The 23,583-nt window shown below is 69.3% G+C and carries 22 protein-coding genes; 15 read left to right on the top strand and 7 right to left on the bottom strand.

Features of this window, described 5'->3' with window-relative positions:
• Window positions 1-306 precede the first annotated feature (306 nt).
• From ACFRKB_RS35920 to ACFRKB_RS35950, 7 genes are all read left to right on the top strand, one after another.
• Window positions 307-972, top strand: a complete 666-nt coding sequence (locus ACFRKB_RS35920; protein ID WP_383110812.1) for a response regulator transcription factor — start codon at window positions 307-309, stop codon at window positions 970-972.
• Window positions 969-2,369: an ATP-binding protein gene (locus tag ACFRKB_RS35925; protein ID WP_383110813.1), complete on the top strand. Its 1,401-nt coding sequence runs from the start codon at window positions 969-971 to the stop codon at window positions 2,367-2,369. The genes ACFRKB_RS35920 and ACFRKB_RS35925 overlap by 4 nt, the downstream gene beginning before the upstream one ends.
• A gap of 58 nt (window positions 2,370-2,427) precedes the next feature.
• Window positions 2,428-3,156 carry a hypothetical protein gene (locus tag ACFRKB_RS35930; protein ID WP_383110814.1) on the top strand — a complete coding sequence of 243 codons (729 nt, stop codon included), beginning with the start codon at window positions 2,428-2,430 and terminating at the stop codon, window positions 3,154-3,156.
• Window positions 3,157-3,401: 245 nt separating this feature from the next.
• On the top strand, window positions 3,402-4,346 hold the full coding sequence (locus ACFRKB_RS35935; RefSeq protein ID WP_383110815.1) for a peptidoglycan-binding protein: 945 nt from the start codon (window positions 3,402-3,404) through the stop codon (window positions 4,344-4,346).
• Window positions 4,343-5,107: an ABC transporter ATP-binding protein gene (locus tag ACFRKB_RS35940; protein WP_383110816.1), complete on the top strand. Its 765-nt coding sequence runs from the start codon at window positions 4,343-4,345 to the stop codon at window positions 5,105-5,107. Before ACFRKB_RS35935 ends, ACFRKB_RS35940 begins: the two co-directional genes overlap by 4 nt.
• Window positions 5,104-6,309, top strand: a complete 1,206-nt coding sequence (locus ACFRKB_RS35945) for an ABC transporter permease (RefSeq protein WP_383110817.1) — start codon at window positions 5,104-5,106, stop codon at window positions 6,307-6,309. The genes ACFRKB_RS35940 and ACFRKB_RS35945 overlap by 4 nt, the downstream gene beginning before the upstream one ends.
• 268 nt (window positions 6,310-6,577) lie before the next feature.
• On the top strand, window positions 6,578-7,516 hold the full coding sequence (locus tag ACFRKB_RS35950) for an MBL fold metallo-hydrolase (protein ID WP_383110818.1): 939 nt from the start codon (window positions 6,578-6,580) through the stop codon (window positions 7,514-7,516).
• A gap of 83 nt (window positions 7,517-7,599) precedes the next feature.
• On the opposite strand, the gene ACFRKB_RS35955 is transcribed toward ACFRKB_RS35950, so the two are convergent.
• On the bottom strand, window positions 7,600-8,574 hold the full coding sequence (locus ACFRKB_RS35955; protein WP_383110819.1) for an alpha/beta fold hydrolase: 975 nt from the start codon (window positions 8,572-8,574) through the stop codon (window positions 7,600-7,602).
• Between the two features lie 439 nt (window positions 8,575-9,013).
• On the opposite strand from ACFRKB_RS35955, the gene ACFRKB_RS35960 reads away from it, so the two are divergent.
• Complete coding sequence (locus ACFRKB_RS35960) at window positions 9,014-9,385, top strand: DUF6344 domain-containing protein (protein WP_383110820.1); 372 nt, start codon at window positions 9,014-9,016, stop codon at window positions 9,383-9,385.
• A gap of 280 nt (window positions 9,386-9,665) precedes the next feature.
• Here ACFRKB_RS35960 and ACFRKB_RS35965 read toward each other — a convergent pair whose 3' ends face one another.
• Window positions 9,666-10,370 (bottom strand): DUF5324 family protein, encoded by a 705-nt coding sequence (locus ACFRKB_RS35965; protein WP_383110821.1) that lies wholly within the window; start codon window positions 10,368-10,370, stop codon window positions 9,666-9,668.
• 352 nt (window positions 10,371-10,722) lie between these two features.
• Between ACFRKB_RS35965 and ACFRKB_RS35970 the strand changes: the two genes are divergently transcribed.
• Both ACFRKB_RS35970 and ACFRKB_RS35975 read left to right on the top strand, forming a co-directional pair.
• A complete protein-coding gene (locus ACFRKB_RS35970) occupies window positions 10,723-11,250 on the top strand; it encodes a peptidylprolyl isomerase (RefSeq protein WP_383110822.1) in 528 nt (175 codons plus the stop codon).
• A gap of 138 nt (window positions 11,251-11,388) precedes the next feature.
• Window positions 11,389-12,300 (top strand): rhomboid family intramembrane serine protease, encoded by a 912-nt coding sequence (locus ACFRKB_RS35975; protein WP_383110823.1) that lies wholly within the window; start codon window positions 11,389-11,391, stop codon window positions 12,298-12,300.
• 271 nt (window positions 12,301-12,571) lie between these two features.
• Here the strand turns inward: ACFRKB_RS35975 and crgA are convergent, their stop codons facing one another.
• Window positions 12,572-12,829: a cell division protein CrgA gene (gene crgA / locus ACFRKB_RS35980; protein WP_030350948.1), complete on the bottom strand. Its 258-nt coding sequence runs from the start codon at window positions 12,827-12,829 to the stop codon at window positions 12,572-12,574.
• 142 nt (window positions 12,830-12,971) lie between these two features.
• Between crgA and ACFRKB_RS35985 the strand changes: the two genes are divergently transcribed.
• From ACFRKB_RS35985 to ACFRKB_RS36005, 5 genes are all read left to right on the top strand, one after another.
• A complete protein-coding gene (locus ACFRKB_RS35985; RefSeq protein WP_383110824.1) occupies window positions 12,972-13,739 on the top strand; it encodes a DUF881 domain-containing protein in 768 nt (255 codons plus the stop codon).
• Between the two features lie 145 nt (window positions 13,740-13,884).
• Complete coding sequence (locus ACFRKB_RS35990) at window positions 13,885-14,058, top strand: hypothetical protein (protein WP_129772952.1); 174 nt, start codon at window positions 13,885-13,887, stop codon at window positions 14,056-14,058.
• Window positions 14,055-14,693: an aminodeoxychorismate/anthranilate synthase component II gene (locus ACFRKB_RS35995; RefSeq protein WP_365976361.1), complete on the top strand. Its 639-nt coding sequence runs from the start codon at window positions 14,055-14,057 to the stop codon at window positions 14,691-14,693. The genes ACFRKB_RS35990 and ACFRKB_RS35995 overlap by 4 nt, the downstream gene beginning before the upstream one ends.
• Window positions 14,690-16,081, top strand: coding sequence for a class E sortase (locus ACFRKB_RS36000; protein ID WP_383110825.1), 1,392 nt, complete (start codon window positions 14,690-14,692; stop codon window positions 16,079-16,081). Before ACFRKB_RS35995 ends, ACFRKB_RS36000 begins: the two co-directional genes overlap by 4 nt.
• A 47-nt stretch (window positions 16,082-16,128) precedes the next feature.
• On the top strand, window positions 16,129-16,902 hold the full coding sequence (locus ACFRKB_RS36005; RefSeq protein ID WP_383110826.1) for a class E sortase: 774 nt from the start codon (window positions 16,129-16,131) through the stop codon (window positions 16,900-16,902).
• Window positions 16,903-17,001: 99 nt separating this feature from the next.
• Here ACFRKB_RS36005 and pknB read toward each other — a convergent pair whose 3' ends face one another.
• The 4 genes from pknB to ACFRKB_RS36025 all read right to left on the bottom strand — a co-directional run bounded on the left by pknB (window position 17,002) and on the right by ACFRKB_RS36025 (window position 23,577).
• A complete protein-coding gene (pknB, locus tag ACFRKB_RS36010) occupies window positions 17,002-18,999 on the bottom strand; it encodes a Stk1 family PASTA domain-containing Ser/Thr kinase (protein WP_383110827.1) in 1,998 nt (665 codons plus the stop codon).
• Window positions 19,000-19,166: 167 nt separating this feature from the next.
• Window positions 19,167-20,633, bottom strand: coding sequence for a peptidoglycan D,D-transpeptidase FtsI family protein (locus ACFRKB_RS36015; protein ID WP_383110828.1), 1,467 nt, complete (start codon window positions 20,631-20,633; stop codon window positions 19,167-19,169).
• On the bottom strand, window positions 20,630-22,042 hold the full coding sequence (locus tag ACFRKB_RS36020; protein WP_365976366.1) for an FtsW/RodA/SpoVE family cell cycle protein: 1,413 nt from the start codon (window positions 22,040-22,042) through the stop codon (window positions 20,630-20,632). Before ACFRKB_RS36020 ends, ACFRKB_RS36015 begins: the two co-directional genes overlap by 4 nt.
• Before the next feature lie 29 nt (window positions 22,043-22,071).
• On the bottom strand, window positions 22,072-23,577 hold the full coding sequence (locus ACFRKB_RS36025) for a Stp1/IreP family PP2C-type Ser/Thr phosphatase (RefSeq protein ID WP_383110829.1): 1,506 nt from the start codon (window positions 23,575-23,577) through the stop codon (window positions 22,072-22,074).
• Window positions 23,578-23,583 lie beyond the last annotated feature (6 nt).

The raw sequence follows: 23,583 nt of genomic DNA on the forward strand, positions 1-23,583 counted from the left end.
TCGTCCTCGACCACGGCACGATCGTCGAATCCGGGACCCATCACGACCTGCTGTCACGCGCCGGCACCTACGCCCACCTGCACGACGCGCAGAACAGGCCAACCGCGCACCAGGCATGAGCATTCTGAGAAAGCCGTGTTCAGCGGCGGTGGTGGTCAGGAGGCGTTGTATGTGGTGGGCATAAAGAATATTGCTTAAATCCGTGAAACGGCCTTTGCGCTCAGATGGTGCAATGCACTCTGCCCCCGGTGGCGGCCCCCGGCTGTCGACCGGCTTCGAACGGGGGAGATCAGAGAGGAAAGGCATATGCGCGTACTCGTCGTCGAGGATGAGCCGCTGATGGGGCGGGCTCTGGTGGCGGGGCTGCGCCGCGAGGCGATGGCGGTGGATCTGGCGGCCGACGGCGAGCAGGCCCTGGAGAATCTGGCCTGCCATGACTACGACGTGCTGGTGCTGGACCGGGATCTGCCCGGGGTGGGCGGTGACGAGGTGTGCCGCCGGGTGGTGGCCGAGCACCGGTCGGTGCGTGTGCTGATGCTGACGGCGGCCTCGTCGCTGGACGACCGGGTGGGCGGGCTGCGGCTGGGCGCGGACGACTATCTGCCCAAACCGTTCGACTTCCCGGAGCTGGTGGCCCGGCTGCGGGCGCTTCAGCGCCGGGCGGGCACTCCGCCGCCGCCGGTCCTGGAGTACGCCGGTCTGCGGCTGGACCCCTTCCGCCGCGAGGCCTACCGGGACGGCCGGTATCTGCGCCTGACCCGCAAGGAGTTCGCCGTGCTCTATCTCCTGACGGCGGCCGAAGGCGGGGTCATCAGCGCGGAGACACTGCTGGAGAAGGCATGGGACGAACACGCGGACCCGTTCACCAACTCCGTACGCGTCACCGTCTCCACACTGCGCCGCAAGCTCGGTGAACCGGCCCTGCTGCACACCATGACCGGAGTCGGCTATCACCTGATACCAGCTCCGTGAGCACCGTCCGGGGCCGGCTCACCATCCGCGCCCGGCTGACCCTCACCTACGCGGGGCTGTTCGCGGTGGCCGGTGCGGCCCTGATCGGCCTGCTGTATCTGTTCATGAACTACGGGCCGACCTATGCCCCGGACCTTGTGAGGGTCCCCTTTCCGCCCAGTGCGAGTGCTGCTGAAGATACGAGTGCTGCTGAAGAGGCGGGCGCCGCACCCAGTGTTCCTACGGGTGCCAGTGACGAGGCGGGTGCTGTACCCAGTGCTCCTACGGGTGCCGGTCATGAGGCGGGCGTCGCGCCCAGCGAGGAGTCCAGGGGCGCGAGCACGCATGAGGGTGCTGAACCCGGTCAGGCTCCGCGTAACGGCACAGACGACGGCGCCGCACCCGACACGGGTTCGTCAGCCGCACCCGACACAGGTGCCTCAGAGGCCAGGCCGACCACGGGCGTGATCTCGTTCGAGGTCGCGTCCAAGGCGGACTTCCTCTACGCGCTGCTGATCTTCAGTGCGGTGGCGCTTCTGGTGTTGCTGGTGATCGCGGTGTTCGTGGGCTGGTTCGTGGCGGGCCGGATGCTGGCACCGCTCCAGCGGATCACCACGACCGCGCGGAGCATCGCCGGGTCCACTTTGCACGAACGCATCGCGCTGACCGGGCCCAAGGACGAGATCAGGGAGTTGGCCGACACCTTCGACGCGATGCTCCAGCGCCTGGACAAGGTGTTCCAGGCGCAGAGCCGGTTCGCGGCGAACGCGTCGCACGAGCTGCGGACCCCACTGGCCGGGATGCGGACCATCCTCCAGGTCGCGCTCGCCGCGCCCGAGGAGTACCGGCTGGAGGATCTGGGCCCCGACCTGCTCACCCTCAACCGGCGCTCCACCGAGATTACGGAAGCACTGCTGGTCCTGGCCCGCGCGGACCACGGTGCCATCGCGGAGGAAGTCGTCGAACTGGGCGCCCTGGCACGGGAGGTGTGTATCCAGGCCGCGCCGACGGCCGAAGCGGGGGTGGCGCTGACCGCATCGGTGGGCCGGGGCCGGGTCCTCGGCGACCGGGTGCTGCTGAGGCAACTGGTCACCAACCTCGTGGACAACGCGGTCCGCCACAACCACCCGGGCGGAACGGTGACGGTAGCGGTGGACGAGCGGCCCGGCGACGAGGTCCGGCTCGTGGTCCGTAACACCGGACGGAAGATGAACCGGACCGAGGCGGACCGCATCCTGGAACCGTTCCACCGCCTCGACACCCGCCAGACAAACCGTTCGGGACAGCCGACAGGGCACGGCCTCGGCCTCGCCATCGTGGAATCCATCGTCCGCGCCCACAACGGAACCCTCCACGCGGAACCACTTCAGGCCGGCGGTCTCGACATCACCGTCACCCTGCCCACCGCGACCTTTTGAAACCGCCGCGCGCATACGGCATGTGGAAAGCATAAAGAAATCAGCAGACAGTCGCTAAATGCCCTTCGTGGTGTGCTGGGCCCCGGTTCGCCGACCCGGCTTTCTTTCTCTTCCTGGGATGGCGGCTTCGTATCTGTTCTCCGTGCGCCTTTTCCGAGCCGCACCGTTTTCCGGAGGTTCTTTTATGCGTCCGTCCGTCCGTACTACCCGCCGTCGTCTGGCCACGAGCGCGATGGTGGTGCTTTTGGCCGTCGGGGCAGCGGCCTGTGGGGGGAATTCGGAGAAGCCGCCCGCCGCTTCGTCGCAAGGAGCCGATGAGACGGGCGGCGCCTCGACCGGCGGCGCTTCGGGAGGCGGCACGGGCGACGGCGGTGAGTCCGGTACGGGTACGGATTCCGGCGTCGAGTACGCGTCGTGCATGCGGGACAACGGTGTCCAGGTGAAGGACCCGAAGCCGGGTGAGCCGCCGCAGATTCCCGACGGTACCTCGAAGAGCGTCCTCGACAAGCTGGAGAAGGTATGCGGCAAGGCCCCCGGCGGTGGGACGGCGGGCGGCGACCCGCGGACGCAGGCCCTCCTCGACGACCCCGACTTCCAGGCGCTCCGTCTGAAGTACCTGTCGTGTATGCGTAAGAACGGTTACGTGCCACCCAAGCCGAACGCGGACGGCAGCGTGCGGCTCATGGAGAGCCCTGAGTACACGGCGGCGCAGAAGGCGTGTAAGCGCGAGCAGGATGCCCTCGACAAGATGGAAAAGGGCTTCATGTCGCAGGGCGGTGAGCGGTGAGGGAGGTTGCTGAGCCCGTAGGGCCCGGAGCCGAGCCCTACGAGGAGGCTGCCGGGTCCCACGGGGCGGAGGGACAGCCCTATGGGGAGGAGGCCGAGTCTGTCGGGGCCGGGGAGGGAAGGCGTCGGCGCGGGCGACGGCGCGGGCAGCGCTGGCTGTTCGTCGGCGCCGCCGTGGCGCTCGTGGGCGTGGCGGTCGGCGCGGGTCTGCTCTACACGCGGGCGAACACGCCGGAACCGTCGACCATGAGTGAGCCGTTGCCGCCCGCCACGGAGAAGGTCGTGCGAGGTGATCTGGCCTCGGAGGTGCGGTCCTTCGGCGTCCTGCAGTTCTCCGGCGACCGCCGGGTCAAGAATCAGATGCGGGGGATCTTCACCTGGCTGCCGTCGGCGAGCAGCATCGTCGAGCGTGGGGAGCGCCTGTACGCGGTCGATGACATGCCGGTGTTCCTGATGCGGGGTGAACTTCCCGCCTGGCGTGAGTTCAAGGCCGGTATGAAGGACGGCAGGGATGTGCGCATGCTGGAGGAGAATCTGGCGGAACTTGGTTATGTCGACTTCACCGTCGACGAGGAGTTCACGGAGAAGACCGAGGCCGCGGTGAAGCGCTGGCAGAAGAACAACGGCCTGCCGCAGAGCGGAAAGATCGAACTGGGCCGGGTGGTGTTCGCCCCCGACATCCTGCGGATCAAGAAGGCGTCGGTGCGCCCGGGTGACCCCGCGGAGGCCGGCGCCGAGGTACTCCAGGCCGGCGGTTCCCAGCAGCGGGTCACCACCGAGGTGCCGGAAGAGGCACAGGAACTCGTGGTCAAGGGCGCCAAGGTGGAGATCGAGTTGCCGGACGGCAAGCGGATACCCGGGACGGTCTCCTCCGTCGGGGCGCAGAAGCTGAACAAGGACAACAAGAAAGTCGTTCCCGTCAGCGTGAAGCTCAGCTCTCCCGGGGGAGTCAAGAACGTCCAGAGCGCGGACGTCATCGTGGTGCTGAGCCGGGTGGAGGCCGAGAACGTGTACTCGGTGCCGGTCACGGCACTCCTGCCGCTGGAGGGCGGCGGGTTCGGGGTGCAGATCGTGGAGGGCGGGAAAGTCCGCCGGGTGGAGGTGAAGACGGGTGCGTTCACCAATGGCCGTGTGGAGGTGAGCGGCCCGGGGATCTCCGAGGGCGCCCGGGTGGGGGTGCCGAAGCTGTGACCGTCGTCCTGCACGACACCGCTGTCCTGCCCGCCGTTTCCTCCGAGCCCGTGGTGCGGCTGACCGAGGTGGGCCGCTCGTACGGGAGCGACGAGCACCGGGTCCACGCCCTGCGCGAGGTCACGGCCTCGATCGATCCGGGGGAACTCGTCGCCGTCGTCGGGCCCTCCGGATCGGGCAAGTCGACCCTGCTCAATCTCGTCGGCACTCTGGACCGGCCCACCTCGGGGCAGGTCGTCATCGACGGGCACGATGTGGCCCGGCTCGACGACCGGGGCCTGTCGTCGCTGCGTGCCCATCGGATTGGTTTCGTCTTCCAGCACTTCCACCTCGCCGAGGGCACCCGCGCCGTCGACAATGTCGCCGACGGACTGCTGTACACGGGAATGCCCCGGCGTCGGCGCCGGGCACGCGCCGAGGCGGCGCTGCACCGGGTCGGGCTGGGCCACCGCCTGGACCACCGGCCGCACCAGCTGTCGGGCGGTGAGCGGCAGCGGGTCGCCATCGCCCGCGCGGTCGTGGGTGACCCGCCACTGCTGCTGGCCGACGAACCGACCGGCGCGCTGGACACCCGCTCCGGCGCCCTGGTGGTCGAGCTGCTGCGCGAGCTCCACACCTCGGGCACCACCGTCGTGATCATCACCCACGACACCGGGCTGGCCGAGAGCCTGCCGCGCCGGCTCCTCATGCGGGACGGACAACTCGTCGACGACATCCGCGAGACGCCGCCCGGCCCGCACCAGGACGGGGTGACGACATGAGCGGCCGTACGAACCTGGCGCCCTCACGCCTGCGCGGCGGCGATCTCTTCCGGCTCGGTGCCAACGGGCTCCGGACGCGTCCGCTGCGCGCGGTGCTCTCCGCCGCCGGCATCGCCATCGGGATCGCCGCGATGATCGCCGTCCTCGGGATCTCCACCTCCAGCCAGGCACACCTCGACGCCGAACTGGACAAGCTCGGCACCAACCTGCTGACCGTCGCCCCGGGCCAGGACCCCCTGACCGGCGAGCCCGTACCCCTTCCCGAGACCGCCGTGGACACGGTCGCCCGCGCCGACGGCGTCGACTCCGTCAGCTCGACCGGCGAGGTCAAGGACATCGGCGCCTACCGCAACGCGCGGGTGGATCCCGCCGAGACGAACGGGCTGACCGTCCTCGCCGCCGACGGGAACCTGGTGAAGACCCTGCGCGGCACCCTGGCCCGGGGCGGCTGGCTGGACCGGGCGCCCGACCGCTACCCCACGACCGTGCTCGGCCACCGGGCCGCCTACCGGCTCGGCGTGACCCACGCGGGCGAACAAGTGTGGATCGGTGACCGCTACTTCACCGTCCTCGGCGTCCTCGACCCGGTACCGCTCGCACCGGATCTGGACGCCGCCGTCCTGGTCAACAGTGCCGCGGCCGAGCGGTATCTCGGCTTCGACGGCCGCCCCACCATGGTGTACGAACGCTCTCCCGACCCCCTCGTCGAGAGCGTCCGCGGGCTGCTTCCCCGTGCCGTCAACCCCGAGAACCCCGAGAATGTCGCCGTCAGCCGTCCCTCGGACGCGCTGAAGGCGCGGCAGGCGGCCGAGGCGTCGTTCACCGGCCTGCTCGTCGGACTCGGCGGGGTGGCCCTGCTCGTCGGCGGCATCGGAGTGGCCAACACCATGGTCATCACCGTCATCGAACGACGCAGGGAGATCGGCCTCCGACGCGCCCTCGGCGCGGCCCGCCGGCACATCACCCGTCAGTTCCTGGTCGAGGCCCTGCTGCTGTCCACCCTGGGCGGCCTGGGCGGAGCGGCGCTCGGCGCGGCCGTCACCGCCGGATACGCGTTCAGCCAGGACTGGCCCACCGCGATCCCCCTCGTGGCACCCGTGGGCGGGGTCGCCTCCACGATGGTGATCGGCGCGATCGCCGGCCTCTACCCGGCGCTACGTGCCGCACGCACACCCCCGACCGTGGCACTGGCCGCGGCGTGACCTGCCGATCCGGCGCACCGGGATGCCGGCGGCTCATCAGGACCGAGGAGATAACAATGTGGTAACGCACAGGGTGTGGGTCCGCTAGGGTTCGTTGCGGGAAACGCCGTCCGTCGCCCTGCCTTCCGTCGCGCGCTCCATGACCTGACTCGCCCCAGCGTCAGCTCATGCGCCGGCCCAATCGGTGACATGGGTGTCGCTCTGTCTCCTGTGAAAGCGGGAAACCATGGTGAACAATCCCCCCACTCCCGAGTACGAGAGCTCCCTCGTGAGCACCACGCGCGGGGAGAACCGACCCCGGGCGGCGGACGCGGAGAAGGGCTGGTACGTCGACGACCGCTGTCTGAACTGCAACATCGCCCGTCAACTCGCCCCCGGCATGATCGGCTACAAGGAGGGCGGCGAGTACGGCGGTCTGTCGACCGTCATCCGCCAGCCGGAGACCGAGGCCGACGTCGAGAAGCTCTACCTGGCCGCGCACGCCTGCCCCACCCGGTCCGTGCACCCGCCGGCCGACGACCTCGGCGCGGACTCGGACCCGTACCCGAAGGCGCTGGACGAGGACGGGACCGTCCTCCTGTGCGGGCATGCCTCGGCGCGGACCTATGGCGCCACCTCGTACCTTCTGCGCCGCCCCGACGGCACCGCGATGATGATCGACACCCCCCGCTGGGGGCCCGCGCTCGCCCGCCGTTACGAGGGGCGGGCCGGGAAGATCACCGACGTACTGATCACCCACCTCGACCACGTCGCGCACGCCCGCACATACGCCGACGCCTTCAAGGCCCGGCTGTGGATCCACGAGGGGGACCTGCACTCCCTCCCCGACGCCGACCACGTCATCCGCGGCACGAACCCGGTGGAGATCGGACCGGGCGTCATCGCCCACCCCTTCCCCGGGCATACCAAGGGCACCACACTGTTCATCGCGGACGAGAAGTTCTGCTTCTCCGGCGACGCGTTCTTCTGGTCGAACTCCCAGCAGACCCTGGAAGTCGCCCACAGCGTCGTCTACGACTCGATCAGGACGCTCGCGGAGTCGGTGGCCCGCGGGGCCGAGGAACTGACCTTCGAGTGGGTGCTGCCGGGCCACGGCGATCTGCGTCACCTCCCCGCCGATGAGATGAGACAGCGGATGCGGGGGCTCGCGCGCCGGAGCGCGACGTATCCCGCGGAGGAGATCGACTACGGCGCGGTCCGCTACTGACGGACCGTACGGACCGAACGGACCGGCCGGGCCCTGGTCCGACCGCACCCACCGGCGGCCGGACCGGGCGCGGGGCCGATCGGTCAGCGGCCGCGTGCCTGGTGTCTGCGTACGGCCACGATCAGGCCCACGCCCGCGACGATCGCGACGACGCCGATCAGACCGGTGGCCGAGGCGTTGCTTCCCGTTGTGGCCAGGGACGGCGTGCCGGAGGCCTCGCTGCGGACGGCGTCGAGGATGAGGCTGGTGACGGTCCCGGGGTGGGAGATCATCGCGACGTGCGAGGAGTTCACCTCGATGGTGTGGGAGCCCGACCGCTTGGCCTCGAAGCGCTCCAGATCCGGGGCTATCGCCCGGTCCTTGGTGGCCACCAGGAACCAGGACGGGATGCTCTTCCAGGCGGCGGCGCGGGCCTTCTCGGTGAAGGCCGAGGCGCTGATCGGGCGCTGGGTGGCGGACATCTGGGCGGCGGTGGAGGCCGCGAGGTCCGCCGCGAAGACCTGGTGGAACTTGTCGGGCTTGATGTACAGATCGGTGCCCGTGGTGCCGTCGCCGTTCTGGAACGGCACCTGTCTGAGCGCCGGACTGAGCCGGCTGCCGGGGAACTTCGTGCTCAGCGCCCCGAGCGTCTCCCCCTTGTCGGGCATGAACGCCGAGATGTAAACGAGCGCCTTGACGTTGCGGTTGCCCGCCGCGGCCTCGCTGATCACCGCGCCGCCGTAGGAGTGCCCGGCCAGGACGATCGGCCCCTTGACGCTCTTGAGGACGCTGGCGATGTAGGCGGAGTCACTGGCCAGCCCGCGCAGCGGGTTCGCCGGGGCTATGACGGGATAGCCGTCGCGCTGAAGCCGTTCCACCACGCCGTCCCACCCGGAGGCGTCGGCGAACGCGCCGTGCACCAGGACCACGGTCGGCTTGGCTGTGCCGCCGCCCGCTCGGGAGGAAGCGCCCTCGGCTATGGCGGGGGCGGGCGCTGCGAGCGCCGCCACTGAGCACACGGAGGCGAGGGCGACGACGGGCCGCGAGCGTATGAGCTCCCGGGGCGGACGCAGCGTCATGGCGTTCTCTCTTTCTCTTCTGCCGAGCGGTGGTTCGGGAATCAGCCTTTCCGGTTTGCGCCGATACGGCGCGCCCTGAGCGGCAGGCGGGTGACGCCGCGAGGCCGAGCGGCCGGTGAGCCGAGCCCGGCGGCGATCTCTCCGAGTGGCGGTCCGGCGGAAGTCGTGCCTCGGTCGGCGAAGAGAGGCGGGCGGGGGCGCCGGAGAGGCGCTGGAGGGGCGCTGACGTGCGCTCGTACGCGCCGGGAGGCGACGGGGAAGCGCTGCTTCAGGTACGGCTTCTGGCGCGCTGAGGCCGCGAATTCGCGGGGCCGGTTGGACCGTACGAGTGGTGTTCATCCGAAGAACTGCCGGACGGCGGCGTAGCTCCGTGGATTCTCAAGATGCGTCCACATCATGAGGAAGGTATGTAAACCGCTCAACCCGAAAGCGAGGGGTCATGGCCGCCTTCAAGGTCAAGAAACTGTGGACTGTCTTCATCACCGCGTTCTTCGCGGTGCTCGCCTCCCTGGGGCTGACCGCCCCGGCCGCCGCCGCCGGCAACGCCGTGCAGCAGCCGGCCGAGCAGCCCGCGCCGGCACCCGCCGCCGCGCACCACGACACCGAGGCCACTCCGGCCAGAGCGGCCGTACCCAGGTCGCTGCCACGCGGCAGGTCGCTGCCGCCCACGATCAAGCAGCGTATCCACGCCGAGGCGCACGGCTCGTCACCGTCGGTCCGTCATCTGCCGGCGGACGTCCCGAGCGAGACCGATCCCCGCGCGGCGCGGGTGAGCGCGTACGCCGCCGACGCGGCGCTCGTCGCGGCATGAGGCGCCGGGAACCCCGCGGTCTCCCGGCGCCCCTCACCTCCGGTGCGCCCGTCGCCGAACCCGGTACGCCGGTGGCGCGACGAGGACGACGTGGCCAGCAACTACGTGGCCAGCAACTACGTGGCCAGCAAGTACGCGGACAGCAAGAACGCGAACAGCAGAAGCGCAGACGCCACGTGTGCAGCCGGCGAGCGCGCAGGCACGTCGGACACCACGGACCGCATGGACCACAGGCGCGGCGAGTGCCACGCCCGGTCTGTGATCCCCGTGGTCTGTGTGATCAGGGACGGTCGTCCCGGTCGTTCTCCGACGCGTCCGCCTGCTTCGCCTGGACCTCCGGATCCAGTGGATCGACCACATGGCTGCCGTCCACGGACGTCAGCGGACCACGCTCCGAGACCTCGGTAGCGGCCGGCGGCTCCACGAGCCAGTCCGGGTTCGCCTGCTTGTCCCACCACTTCCAGGCGGCGAAAACCCCGCCGGCCAGCACGCCGAGGACCGCCAGGCCCTTGGCCACCCGGCCGGCCCTGGCCCGCCGCTCATGCTTTCTCACCAGCTTCTGGATCTCCTTCGCCGTGACCTGTCCGCGCAGAGCGGCCAGGGCCGCCGCGGAACGTGCCGCGGCCTGTTCGACCACCGGCTGTGCGGTGGCCACCGCCTGATTCACTCGCGGCACCGTGTAATCCGCCGTCTGACGGGCGGCCTGACGAGTACGCACCACGGCGCGGTGCGCGGCTTCATCGACCTTTGGGGGTACCCGGGGCGCCACATGGGCGCCGTACTGAACACGAGCCTGCTGAGCGGCCTTCGATACTGTCGGGGCGAGCCGTACACGCGCCTCGCGGGCGTAGAGCGCGGCCTGTGCCTTGGCCAGAGCGGCCTGTTCCTTGGCCGTACCGGCGTAAGGGGCCACCACTACCGCGGCGTGCTGCACGCTCTCCTTCGCCGAACCGGTAGCGGCGCGCACGCTGTCCATGCGGGTCACAGGATCATCCTCCTCGGTGGCGTTCCGTATTTCGCCTATCCACCCTTTTCGAGATCATGCCTGTCGGGCTCGGTCTCGGCATGTGTTGCGGGCATCCGGGTCATGAAAGGCGACGTGGGTGATGCCCGGACATCGCGGTCCTCCGCGAACGTTCCGTACGTACCCGTGTCCGTACGTACCCATGGGCGACGATGCCGCCCCTCTCTCCAGCATGCGCGGGTTCCGGCGTGACCACACCGCCGCCCGCGCCTTCCGCTGCCCCCCGGCATGTCTCCTTGCGTCCCCCTGCCGTCTTCCGCCGCCTTCCGTGCGAGGATCGTGAGAGTCAGAGAAGACTTACGGAAGGCAGATCGTGGCCGAGCAGCTTTACGCCACCCTGAAGACCAACCACGGCGACATCGAGGTCCGGCTCCTGCCGAACCACGCGCCGAAGACGGTCAAGAACTTTGTCGAGCTCGCGCAGGGCGAGCGGGAGTGGGTCCACCCGGAGACCGGCCAGAAGACCACGGACAAGCTGTACGACGGCACCGTCTTCCACCGTGTGATCAGCGGCTTCATGATCCAGGGCGGGGACCCGCTGGGCAACGGCACCGGTGGCCCCGGCTACAAGTTCGAGGACGAGTTCCACCCGGACCTCGGCTTCGACAGGCCGTACCTGCTGGCGATGGCGAACGCGGGCCCGGGGACCAACGGCTCGCAGTTCTTCATCACCCTGGCGCCCACCACCTGGCTGAACCGGAAGCACACCATCTTCGGCGAGGTCACCAACGAGGCCGGCAAGAAGGTCGTGGACGCCATCGGCGGCACCCAGACCAACCCGCGCACCGACCGCCCGCTGAAGGAGGTCGTGATCGAGTCGGTCGTCATCGAGACGCGCTGACCGCTCACGACCGTACGGTTCCCCGGTTCGGGGAACCATCCCGCCCTGCCCGTCCGTAGTGGTTACATACCGGACGGGCGGGGCGGTGCGCTGTGCCGTGCCGGGCACCGTCCGCCGTCACGAGGACCGAGGGGACCGATGGACCACCCGCCAGGCGGCCACGGAGGCCAGGACCAGCCTGCCGTCACCGAAGGCCTGCCCAGCTGTTACCGGCATCCGGGCCGGGAGACGGGCATACGCTGCACGCGCTGCGAGCGCCCCATCTGCCCCGAGTGCATGATCAGTGCCTCCGTCGGCTTCCAGTGCCCGGAATGCGTCCGGCAGGGCTCGGGTACGGGGCACGGAGCGTCCGCCAACCGACCGCGCACCCTCGCGGGCGGCACGGTCGCGGCCGATCCCCGGCTGCTCACCAAGATCCTGCTGGGCATCAATGTCGCGGTGTTCGTCGCCGTCCTGGCGGTGGACGACCGGTATCGCCTCGTCCAGGACCTCGACCTGATCGGCTACGCCTACAGCCCCGGGTTCGGCCATATCGTCGGCGTCGCGGACGGCGAGTGGTACCGGCTGATCACCGCCACGTTCCTGCACCAGGAGATCTGGCACATCGCCTTCAACATGCTCGGGCTGTGGTGGCTCGGCGGGCCGCTGGAGGCGGCGCTCGGCCGCGTCCGCTTTCTCGCGCTCTATCTGCTCTCCGGGCTGGCCGGCAGCGCGCTCACGTATCTCCTGGCCGCGCCGAACCAGCCCTCGCTGGGCGCTTCCGGTGCGATCTTCGGGCTCCTCGGCGCGACCGTCGTCCTGATGCGGCGGCTCAACTACGACATGCGGCCGGTCCTCGTCCTGCTGGCGCTGAATCTGCTCTTCACCTTCACCTGGTCCAACATCGCCTGGCAGGCACATGTCGGCGGGCTGGTGGCGGGCGTGGTGATCGCCATAGGGATGGTGCACGCGCCGCGCGAGCGGCGGGCTCTCGTGCAGTACGGAACGTGCGCGCTGGTGCTGGCGGCGACGATCGTGATCGTCGTGGCCAGAACGGCTTCACTCACCTGAGCGTGACCCCGTGAGGACGGCCCGTACTCCACAGTTGTCCACAGTGTGTGGCGGATCTTGTGCATCCTGTGGGGAACGTGCGTGCCCCTTGTCGCCGATGTGGGTTTGACCAGCGGCGACAAGGGGCGAGCGCGTCATCAGAATGGCGGACGCAGTCACACCGGCGTCAACGTCCCGTGGAGTTATCCACAGATCGTCTGACCTTTTCCCCTGCTGTGGACAACGCTGTGGATAAGTCGGGGCAGAGCTTGACGGCGGAGCGGTGGACCCGCTACTTCCACTGAGTCGAGACACCGAAGCCGGCGGCGATGAAGCCGAACCCGACCACGATGTTCCAGTTCCCGAAGCTCTGCAGCGGAAGATCGCCCTCGGTCACATAGAACACGACGATCCAGGCCAGCCCGATCAGGAACAGGGCAAGCATGACCGGGGCCACCCAGCTCCGGTTGGTCAGCTTGAGGTTGACCGTCTGCTTCGCGGCCGGAGGCGGCGTGAACTCGGCCTTCTTGCGGATACGTGACTTCGGCACGAGGGACTCTCCTGTCGATGCGCTGCGTGACCGCGCAGGGGGACTGAAACGGTGTGCCGGGGCGGGGAGCAGGGGGAACACCGCCGCCCCCGGGCGTCCGTTAGCGTAGTGCTTCCGCGGCGCCTAAGGAGATAAGGGTACGTTGAGCAATTCCGCCGACTCTCCCCCAGGGCCGGTCCGCCGACCGAACAGGCGGCCCGTCCGGCTGCTCACGGCTGCCGTCTTCGCCCTCGCCGGGCTGATCTTCGTGACCAGCTTCAACACGGCCAAGGGCACCAACATCCGCACCGACACCTCGCTGCTCAAGCTCTCCGATCTGATCCACGAGCGCGACCGCAAGAACGCCGAACTGGGCGATGCCAACGCGGCGGTACGGCACGACATCGACACCCTGGTCAGCCGCGACCACGGCACCACCGACGCCGAGGACGCCAGGCTGGACGCCCTGGAGAAGGGCGCGGGCACCAAGAAGGTCACCGGCCAGGCGCTCACCGTCACGCTCGACGACGCCCCGCCGGACGCCACGGCCAACCCCGGCTATCCCGAGCCCCAGCCCAATGACCTCGTCATCCACCAGCAGGATCTCCAGGCCGTCGTCAACGCCCTGTGGAAGGGCGGCGCGGAGGGCATCCGCGTCATGGACCAGCGGCTGATCTCCACCAGCGCCGTGCGGTGCGTGGGGAACACGCTGATCCTCCAGGGCCGCGTCTACTCGCCGCCCTACAAGATCACCGCTGTTGGTGACCAGGGAAAGCTCCGCAAGGCGCTCGCCGACTCCCCGGCGGTCCAGAACTACCAGCTCTACGTCAAGGCGTACGGCCTCGGCTGGAAGGTCGACGAGCACGGCAAGGAGACGCTGCCGGGCTACACGGGCACGGTGGATCTCCACTACGCGAAGCCGGTCGGCTGACGCCGGAATCGCTGACCGTGGGGCCCTGTGACGAAGAGCAACCCCCGAACCTCTGTGCAGCTGACCGATGAACCGCCCATGTGTCGGTGGAGCCCTTTAGTCTGGTGCCGTACCGCCTGGCGCGGTACCGGACGGAAGGGACAGCATGTACGGCTGGATCTGGCGGCATCTGCCGGGCAACGTGTGGCTGCGGGCGGCGATCTCGCTCCTGTTGGCGCTCGCTGTCGTCTATGTGCTGTTCCAGTACGTCTTCCCGTGGGCGGAGCCGCTGCTGCCGTTCAACGATGTGACCGTCGACGGAGCGGGGGCGGCCGGATGAGCGCGCGCGTTCTCGTCGTCGACAACTACGACAGCTTCGTCTTCAACCTCGTCCAGTACCTCTACCAGCTCGGCGCCGAGTGCGAGGTGCTGCGCAACGACGAGGTGACGACCGCTCACGCCCAGGACGGCTTCGACGGCGTGCTGCTCTCTCCCGGGCCCGGTACGCCCGAACAGGCCGGTGTCTGCGTCGAGATGGTGCGTCACTGCGCCGGGACCGGCGTGCCCGTCTTCGGGGTCTGCCTCGGGATGCAGTCGATGGCGGTGGCGTACGGCGGTGTCGTCGGGCGCGCCCCCGAGCTGCTGCACGGCAAGACGTCGCTCGTCACGCACGAGGGCAAGGGCGTCTTCGCGGGGCTGCCTTCGCCGTTCACCGCGACCCGGTACCACTCGCTGGCGGCGGAGCCCGCCACGCTGCCGGCCGAGCTGGAGGTCACGGCGCGTACCGCGGACGGCATCATCATGGGCGTACGCCACCGTGAACTGGCCGTCGAGGGCGTGCAGTTCCACCCGGAGTCGGTCCTCACCGAGCACGGGCATCTGATGCTGGCCAACTGGCTGGCGCAGTGCGGCGATCCGGGTGCCGTGGGCCGGTCGACGGGGCTGGCGCCGGTGGTGGGCAAGGCACTCGCGTGACGGCACTCCGCCCCGAACACGACGCGGGTTACGGAGCCTCGTACGAGCAGGGAGCGTACGAGGACTCCGGAGCGTTCGAGGCGGCGGTGGACGGGCTGGCGGACCCGCTGAACGATCCGCTCCCGGGACAACAGGCGCACGGGCAGGGCCAGGAGCGGGGACCGCGGCCGGCCCGGAAGCAGGGGCGCCACCGCGGCCCCTGGCAGCCGGAGCCCGTACCGGAAGCCACGGCCCCGGGTCCGGAGTGGTCCGGCGACTACTACCGCCAGTACGCGGCGGAAGCCCCCCGGGGGCCGGAGTCCGGCACGCCCTCGTACTACGCGGACGGTACGACGCCGGCGGCCGACCCGGCCCTGATACCCGCACCCGGGCCGGATCCCGCGCCCTCCCCTCAACACGCGCCCTCCCCTCAACAACACGCGCCCTCCGCTCAACACGCCCCCGGGCCCGCACAGGTACCCGCGCCCGCGCCTCCTGCTCCCGAGCCCCGGCTGGATGACCGGACGGTGGGACTCCGGACCGCGGACACGCGCCGGGCGGCCGAGCCGGAGCCCGTGACCGGGGGCCGGGCCGAGCGGCGCAGGGCCGCCAAGGGCGGTGGCCGGGGCCGTAGACGGGCCGAGCCCGCCGGGGCCGACGCCGGGCACGGCTCCGAGGAACAGGCGCCCGCCAGGCCGCTCTCCCGGGTCGAGGCGCGGCGCGCGGCGCGGGCCAGCAAGGAGAGCCCCGCCGTCATCGCCAGCCGGGTGGTCGGCGAGCTGTTCATCACCTTCGGCGTGCTGATGCTGCTGTTCGTCACGTACCAGCTCTGGTGGACGAACATCCGCGCCGACCAGTACGCCGGCAACGAGACGGACAAGATCCAGGACAGCTGGACCAAGGACCGTCAGCCGGGCGTCTTCGAGCCGGGGCAGGGCTTCGCCATCATGCACATCCCGAAGCTGGATGTCGTCGTGCCGATCGCCGAGGGGATCAGCAAGTCGAAGGTCCTCGACCACGGCATGGTCGGCCATTACGCGGAGGGCCGTCTCAAGACGGCGATGCCCGCCGACAAGCAGGGCAACTTCGCGGTCGCCGGCCACCGCAACACCCATGGCGAACCCTTCCGCTACATCAACCAGTTGAAGCCAGACGACGAGATCATCGTCGAGACGAGGGACGCGTACTACACGTACGACATGACCCGGCTGCTCCCGCAGACGTCGCCGTCGAACGTGAGCGTGATCAGTCCGGTACCGCCGGGTTCGGGGTTCACGAAGCCAGGTCGCTACATCACGCTGACGACGTGTACCCCGGAGTTCACCAGTACCTATCGGATGATCGTGTGGGGCAAGATGGTGGACGAACGGCCGCGCAGCAAGGGCAAGCCCGACGCTCTCGTCGGCTGACGCCGCTCGGAGCGCGGACACACTTCGGGACTTTGGGGACGGGTGCGGTGGCAGCGAGTACCGAGCACGACGAACAGGCCGACGCACCGCCGCCGTCGGCCGCGGCCGACGACCCGGCTCCCGTACGGGCCCGCCGCCCGAGGGGCCCGCTCGCGGCGGCCGTCAGCGTCTTCGGCGAACTGCTCATCACCGCGGGCGTGGTGCTCGGTCTCTTCGTCGTCTACTCGCTGTGGTGGACGAACGTGCTGGCCGACCGCGAGGCCGCGAAGCAGGGCGACGACGTACGCCACGGCTGGGCGCAGGAGAAGAAGCCGGGCGCCGCTCCCCGGACCTACGACTCCGAGGACGGCATCGGCTTCCTGCACGTCCCCGCGATGGACACGGGCGAGGTGCTGGTCAAGAAGGGCACCTCGACCTCGTCGCTGAACGACGGGGTCGCCGGCTACTACACCGAGCCCGTCAAGTCGGCCCTTCCCTGGGACGAGAAGGGCAACTTCACGCTGGCCGCGCACCGGGACGGCCACGGGGCGAGGTTCCACAACATCCACAAGCTCAAGACCGGCGATCCCGTCGTCTTCGAGACCCGCGACACCTGGTACATCTACAAGGTCTTCAAGGAGCTTCCGAAGACCTCGAAGTACAACGTGGACGTACTCCAGCCGGTCCCCAAGGAGTCGGGGAAGAAGAAGGCCGGCCGCTATCTCACGCTGACGACCTGCACGCCGATCTACACCTCGGACTACCGCTACATCGTCTGGGCCGAGCTGGAGCGTACGGAAAAGGTCGACAAGAACCGCACGCCCCCGCCCGAGCTGCGCTAGGGCCTAGTCGCCTGAGCCCTACCCGGCGACGGCACGGAACAGCCCCGGCACCCTTTCGCGAGGGTGCCGGGGCTGTTCGCGTACCGCCTGTCCTGCTTGTCAGTCCTTGTTACGGGCGTTGACGCCGGAGGGGCCGCCGAAGAAGCCGCCTCCGTTGTTGTTATTGCCCCCGCCGCCATCAGCCGTGGTGACGTTGATGACCGTGTTCGCGGGTACCTGCTGTCCCGCCGGCTGCTCCTGGTTGATGATCCGGGCCTTGTTGTCGTTCGGCCCCTGGACGTTGCCGAGCTGCAGACCGGACTGCTGAAGCATCTGCCTGGCCTCGTCCAGCGTCTTGAACCGCAGATCCGGTACCTGTGTCATCTGCTGCTGCGGGCCCTTGGAGACGTCCAGAGTGACCTGGGTGCCCTTGGCGGCCTTCGCGTTGGCGTCCGGGTTCTGCTTGGTGACGACGCCTGCGGGCTGTTCCGAGTCAACCGGGTTGCGTACGACCTGGAAGCCGAGGATCTTGAGCTGGGCTTCCGCATCGTCGGCCGTGCTGCCGACCAGCGGAGGAACGGTGATCTGGCTCTGAGTGGCGATCGTCAGCGTGATCTTGGACGCCTTCTCGACCATGGAGCCGCCCTCCGGGTCCTGTGCGAGCACTGTCCCGGGGTCCTCCTCCGACTCCTCCGTCTTGTAGTCGACCTGGAAGTTCTCGTCCTCCAGTATTCCGGTCGCCTTGTCCTTCTGCTTGTCCGTGACGTCCGGGACCTTGACCTGCGGAGCGCCCTCCGAGACGACGACCTGGATGGTCTCGCCCTGGCTCATCTTGCCGCTGGCCGGGACCTGGCTGCAGATGGAGCCCTTGGGCACGTCGCAGCGTTCCGAGCCGGACTCCGCGACCTTCACGCTCGCGTTCTCGGCGAGCCCCTGGGCCTCGGCGAGCGTCTTGCCGACGAGCTGGGGGACATCCAGCCGGCTGGCGCCGCCGCCGTTGTCGCCGAAGACCGACTTGCCGATCAGGATGGCGCCTACGAGCACCAGGACGCCCGCGACCGCCAGCAGGATCGTCGAGGTGTTGGACTTCTTCTGCCGGCGCCGGGCCGGGCGGTCGTCGTAGCCGCCGTAGCCGTCGTCCGGCCCGACGGGCGGGAGCATGGAGGTCTGGCCGCCCGGGTCGCCCTGGCGCATCGCCGTCGTCGGCTGGTCCGGGGGACCGCCGTATCCGCCGGCGCCGTATCCGACCGCGCCCATGGCCGCCGTGGCGGCGACGGGCTGGCCGTCGAGGCACGCCTCGATGTCGGCGCGCATCTCGTCGGCCGACTGGTAGCGGTAGTCGGGGTCCTTGACGAGGGCCTTCAGCACGATCGCGTCCATCTCGGGCGTGATCTCCGGGTCGAAGACGCTGGGCGTCTGCGGCTCTTCCCGTACGTGCTGATAGGCGACGGCCACCGGGGAGTCCCCGATGAACGGGGGCCGGACCGTCAGCAGTTCGTAGAGCAGACAGCCGGTGGAGTAGAGGTCCGAGCGCGCGTCGACCTGCTCGCCCTTGGCCTGCTCGGGGGAGAGGTACTGCGCGGTGCCGATGACGGCGGAGGTCTGCGTCATCGTCATCCCGGAGTCGCCCATGGCGCGGGCGATGCCGAAGTCCATGACCTTGACCTGGCCGGTGCGCGTCAGCATGACGTTGGCCGGTTTGATGTCCCGGTGGACGATGCCGTTGCGGTGGGAGTACTCCAGCGCCTGGAGGATCCCGACCGTCATCTCCAGCGTGCGCTCGGGCAGCAGTCTGCGCCCGGAGTGCAGCAGCTCTCTCAGGGTCGATCCGTCGACGTGCTCCATCACGATGTACGGGAGGGACACCCCGTCGACGTAGTCCTCGCCGGTGTCGTAGACCGCGACGATCGCCGGGTGGTTGAGCGAGGCGGCCGACTGGGCCTCTCGGCGGAACCGGGCCTGGAAGGACGGATCGCGGGCGAGGTCCGCCCGGAGCGTCTTCACGGCGACGGTGCGGCCGAGCCGGGTGTCATGCGCGAGGTAGACCTCCGCCATGCCACCACGGCCGAGCACCGAGCCCAGCTCGTACCGGCCGCCGAGGCGACGCGGCTCTTCCATAACGTTCCAGCCCTCTCCGTCAGTCCCGACCGCACCGGTGTGTGGTCCGGCGGTGTGCTGTTCGCGCCTACGCTACCGGGCACGCCGCATGCGGTTGGCCCGTAACGGTCACCTGATATACGACCGGTATCGCAATGTGCAGGAATGGACGTGAGCCGTGACCGGCGTCACTTCTTGCTGTCGAGAACCGCCTTCATCACGCTCTTCGCGATCGGGGCCGCGAGGCCGCCGCCGGAGATGTCGTCACGGCTGGCGTTGCTGTCCTCGACGACGACCGCGACGGCGACCGGGGAGCCGTTGTCCGCCTTGGCGTACGAGATGAACCAGGCGTACGGGTTCTTGCTGTTGTTCTCGCCGTGCTGGGCGGTACCGGTCTTGCCGCCGACGGTCACGCCCGGAATGCGCGCGTTGTGGCCGGTGCCCTCGTTGACGACCGTCTCCATCATGCTCTGGAGCTTCTGCGCGTTCTCCTGGCTGAGGGGGCGGCTCAGCTCCTCGGGCTCGTTCTTGTCGAGCACGTCCAGGTTCGGCGCCTCAAGCCGGTCGATCATGTAGGGCTTCATCAGCTTGCCGTCGTTGGCGATCGCGGCGGTGACCATGGCCATCTGGAGCGGGGTGGTACGGGTGTCGAACTGGCCGATCGAGGAGAGCGCGGTCTGCGAGGCGTTCAGCTCCTCGGGGAAGACCGACGCGTCGGCGCGGACCGGGATGAACTGCTCCTGGTTGAAGCCGAACTTCTTCGCGGTCTCCAGCATCTTGTCCTTGCCGAGGTCCGCGCCGAGCTTGCCGAAGACGGTGTTGCAGGAGACGCGCAGCGCGGTGCGGAGCGTGGCGTTCTTGCAGGGGATGTTGCCCTCGTTCTTCAACGGGGTGGTGGTCCCGGGCATGATCCACGGCAGCGGGGTGTCGGTGGCCGCGTCGGTGTCGGTGACCTGGCCGTGCTCCAGGGCGGCGGCCGCGGTGACCACCTTGAAGGTGGAGCCGGGCGGGTAGGTCTGGCGCAGCGCCCGGTTGAGCATCGGGTCGTCGGGGTTGTTCTTCTTGTCCAGGCCGACCCAGGCCTTGGTGTCCTTGCTGCTGTTGCCGGCGAACGTGGCGGGGTCGTAGCTGGGGGTGGAGGCCAGCGCGAGGATCTTGCCCGTCTGCGGGTCGATCGCGGCGACGGCGCCCTTCTTGTCGCCCAGCCCCTCGAAGGCGGCCTTCTGGGCGGCGCCGCTGAGGGTGGTGACGACGTTGCCGCCCTTCTTCTCCTTGCCGGTGAACATGCCCATGGTGCGGTCGAAGAAGAGCCGGTCGTCGTTGCCGGTGAGGATGCCGTCTTCCAGCTTCTCGATCTGGTTGGCGTCGAACGCCTGCGAGGCGTAGCCGGTGACGGGCGCCCACATGGGCCCGTTGGTGTACGTGCGCTTGTAGACGAAGTCGGTGTCGTCCGTCTTGACGGAGCCGGTGATGGGCTTGCCGTCCACGATGATGTTGCCGCGCTCGGCGCTGTACCGCTCGATCAGGACGCGGCGGTTGTTCTTGTGCGTGTTCAGCTCGTCGGCGCGGACGTACTGGAGCCAGTTGTCCCGGATCAGCAGCGCGAGGACGAGCAGCCCGCAGAAGATCGCGATGCGGCGCAGGGGCTTGTTCACGGTCGGACCACCTGGGTCATCTCGGCGTCGGGTGAGGGAGCCGGGGCCGGTGCGGGCCGGCGCGCGGTGTCGCTGATGCGGATCAGGATGCCGATCAGGGCCCAGTTGGCGAGTACGGAGGAGCCGCCGGCCGCGACGAACGGCATGGTCATACCGGTCAGCGGGATGAGCCCCATGACGCCGCCCGCGACCACGAAGACCTGGATGGCGAAGGCGCTGGAGAGGCCGATGGCGAGGAGCTTGCCGAAGGGGTCGCGGGCGGCGAGGGCGGTACGTACGCCGCGCTCCACGATCAGCCCGTACAACAGCAGGAACGCCATCGTGCCGGCGAGGCCGAGCTCCTCGCCGACGGTGGTGAGGATGAAGTCGGCGTTGGCGGCGAAGCCGATGAGGTCGGAGTTGCCCTGGCCGAGCCCCGTGCCGAGCGTGCCGCCGGAGCCGAAGGACAGCAGGGCGTCGCCGATCTGCTGGCAGGCGCCGTCGGTCGCGTAACAGGAGAACGGGTCCTGCCAGGCGTTGACGCGGGCCTGGACGTGCGGTTCGAAGGTGGCGACGCCGACGGCTCCGCCGACCGACATCAGCAGGCCGAAGACGATCCAGCTGGTCCGCTCGGTGGCGACGTAGAGCATGACCACGAAGAGGCCGAAGAAGAGCAGGGAGGTACCGAGGTCGGTCTCGAACACCAGGATGAGGATCGAGAGGGCCCAGATGCCGAGGATCGGTCCGAGGTCGCGTCCGCGGGGCAGGTAGAGCCCCATGAAGCGGCGGCTGGCGAGGGCCAGGGCGTCGCGCTTGACCATCAGGTAGCCGGAGAAGAAGACCGCGATGATGATCTTCGCGAACTCACCGGGCTGGACATTGAAGCCGGCGATGCTGACCCAGATCTTCGCGCCGTTCCTGGCGGGGAAGAACATGGGCAGGATCAGCAGGAACAGCGCGACGGCCATCGAGATGTACGTGTAGCGCTGGAGGATGCGGTGGTCCTTGAGCAGCATCAGGACGGCCGCGAAGAGCGCGATGCCCAGCGCCGAGTACATCAGCTGCTTCGTCGCGGACGGGCTGAAGACGCCGAAGCTGAGCTCGGCGAGCCGGATGAGCCGGGGTGACTGGTCCAGACGCCAGATCAGCACCAGCCCGAGGCCGTTGAGCAGCGTCGCCAGCGGCAGCAGCAGCGGGTCGGCGTAGCGGGCGAATTTGCGCACCACGAGATGGGCGACGCCGGCGAGCAGGCCGAGGCCGAGGCCGTAACCGAGCATGCCCGTGGGCACCTTGCCGTCGAGCGCGAGCCCGACGTTCAGGTACGCGAACACCGGGATGGCGACGGCGAAGGCGAGCAGGGCAAGCTCGGTGTTGCGACGGCTCGGTGCTTCGATGGCGCCGATGGTGGTCGTGTTGGTGACTACGCTCATGGTGGTGAAGGGCCCCCTACGGCCGGCTCCTACTGCTTACCGCAGTTGGAGGCCACTTTCTGCTCCTCTTCCGAGAGGCTGGGGCCCGGACTCGGAGCTGCTTTCGGCTTGGTGTCGGTGCTCACATTGGCCTCGCGGTCGGCCTGGCGGCGCTGTTCGTCCTTCTTGCAGGCGGATGCCTGGACGGCGAGCTCGTCGATCTTGTCGCGTCCCCCGGCGAGGCTGCCCTCGGCGATGGTGGCCTCGACCTGCTTGCGCTGGTAGTCCGGAAGGTACTTGAGTTCGATGTCGGTTTCCTTCTCGATCTTCGAGAGGGAGACCCAGCCGAGATCCTGGCTGATACCCCGGTAGAGCGCGACGTTCTCCTTGTTGGCGCCGACGTAGTACTGCGTCTGCGTCCAGTAGTAGCCGCCGTACAGGCCCCCGCCGACGACGGCGAGCGCGAGGACGGTGTAGAAGGACGTCTTGAGCCATCGGCGGCGCGGGCGGGGCTTGACGAACTCCTCGTCGTCGTAGGCCCCGAAGCTTCCTCCGGGCGGCATTCCGTCGTAGCCGGCGCTGTCGCCGCTGCCGGGCGGGCCGAAGCCGCCTCCGCCGGGCTGCGGCGGTACGCCGCGGCCGAGGCCGGCGGCGCGGCCCGCGGGGGTCTGCATCGCGGCGGCGTTCTCGGCGGAGCTGAGCGGGAGCTGGTTCTCGGCGACCGCCCCGACCACGACCGGGGTGTCGCTGAGCTGCCCGGCCAGGGTGTCGTTGGACTCGACGTCCAGGACGTCGGCCACGATGCAGGTGATGTTGTCGGGGCCGCCGCCGCGCAGCGCGAGCTGGATGAGCGCCTGGATGGTCTCCTGCGGGCCCTGGTAGCTGGCGAGCGTCTCCTCCATCGTCTGGTGGGAGACGACGCCGGAGAGGCCGTCGGAGCAGATCAGATAGCGGTCGCCGGCCCGGACCTCACGGATGGAGAGATCGGGCTCGACATGGTCGCCGCTGCCCAGCGCGCGCATCAGCAGGGAGCGCTGCGGGTGGGTGGTGGCCTCTTCCTCGGTGATCCGGCCCTCGTCGACCAGCCGCTGCACCCAGGTGTGGTCCTGGGTGATCTGGGTCAGTACGCCGTCGCGCAGGAGATAGGCGCGGGAGTCGCCGACATGGACGAGGCCGAGGCGCTGGCCGGTCCAGAGCAGGGCGGTGAGCGTGGTGCCCATGCCCTCCAGCTGGGGGTCCTCCTCGACCATCACGCGCAGCTGGTCGTTGGCTCGCTGCACCGCCGTACCGAGCGAGGTGAGGATGTCCGAGCCCGGCACATCGTCGTCGAGCTGTACGAGGGTGGAGATCACCTCGGAGGAGGCGACCTCGCCCGCCGCCTGGCCGCCCATGCCGTCGGCGATGGCCAGCAGCCGGGGACCGGCGTAGCCGGAGTCCTCGTTTCCCTCCCGGATCATGCCTTTGTGCGATCCGGCGGCGAAGCGCAGAGACAGACTCATGCGCACCTCGCCCGTCGGCTCGCCAGTCGACTGTCGCGCCAGCCGGTCTCGAGCCACACTGCC

It is taken from the genome of Streptomyces scopuliridis, assembly GCF_042790125.1.
Classification (GTDB): domain Bacteria; phylum Actinomycetota; class Actinomycetes; order Streptomycetales; family Streptomycetaceae; genus Streptomyces; species Streptomyces scopuliridis_A.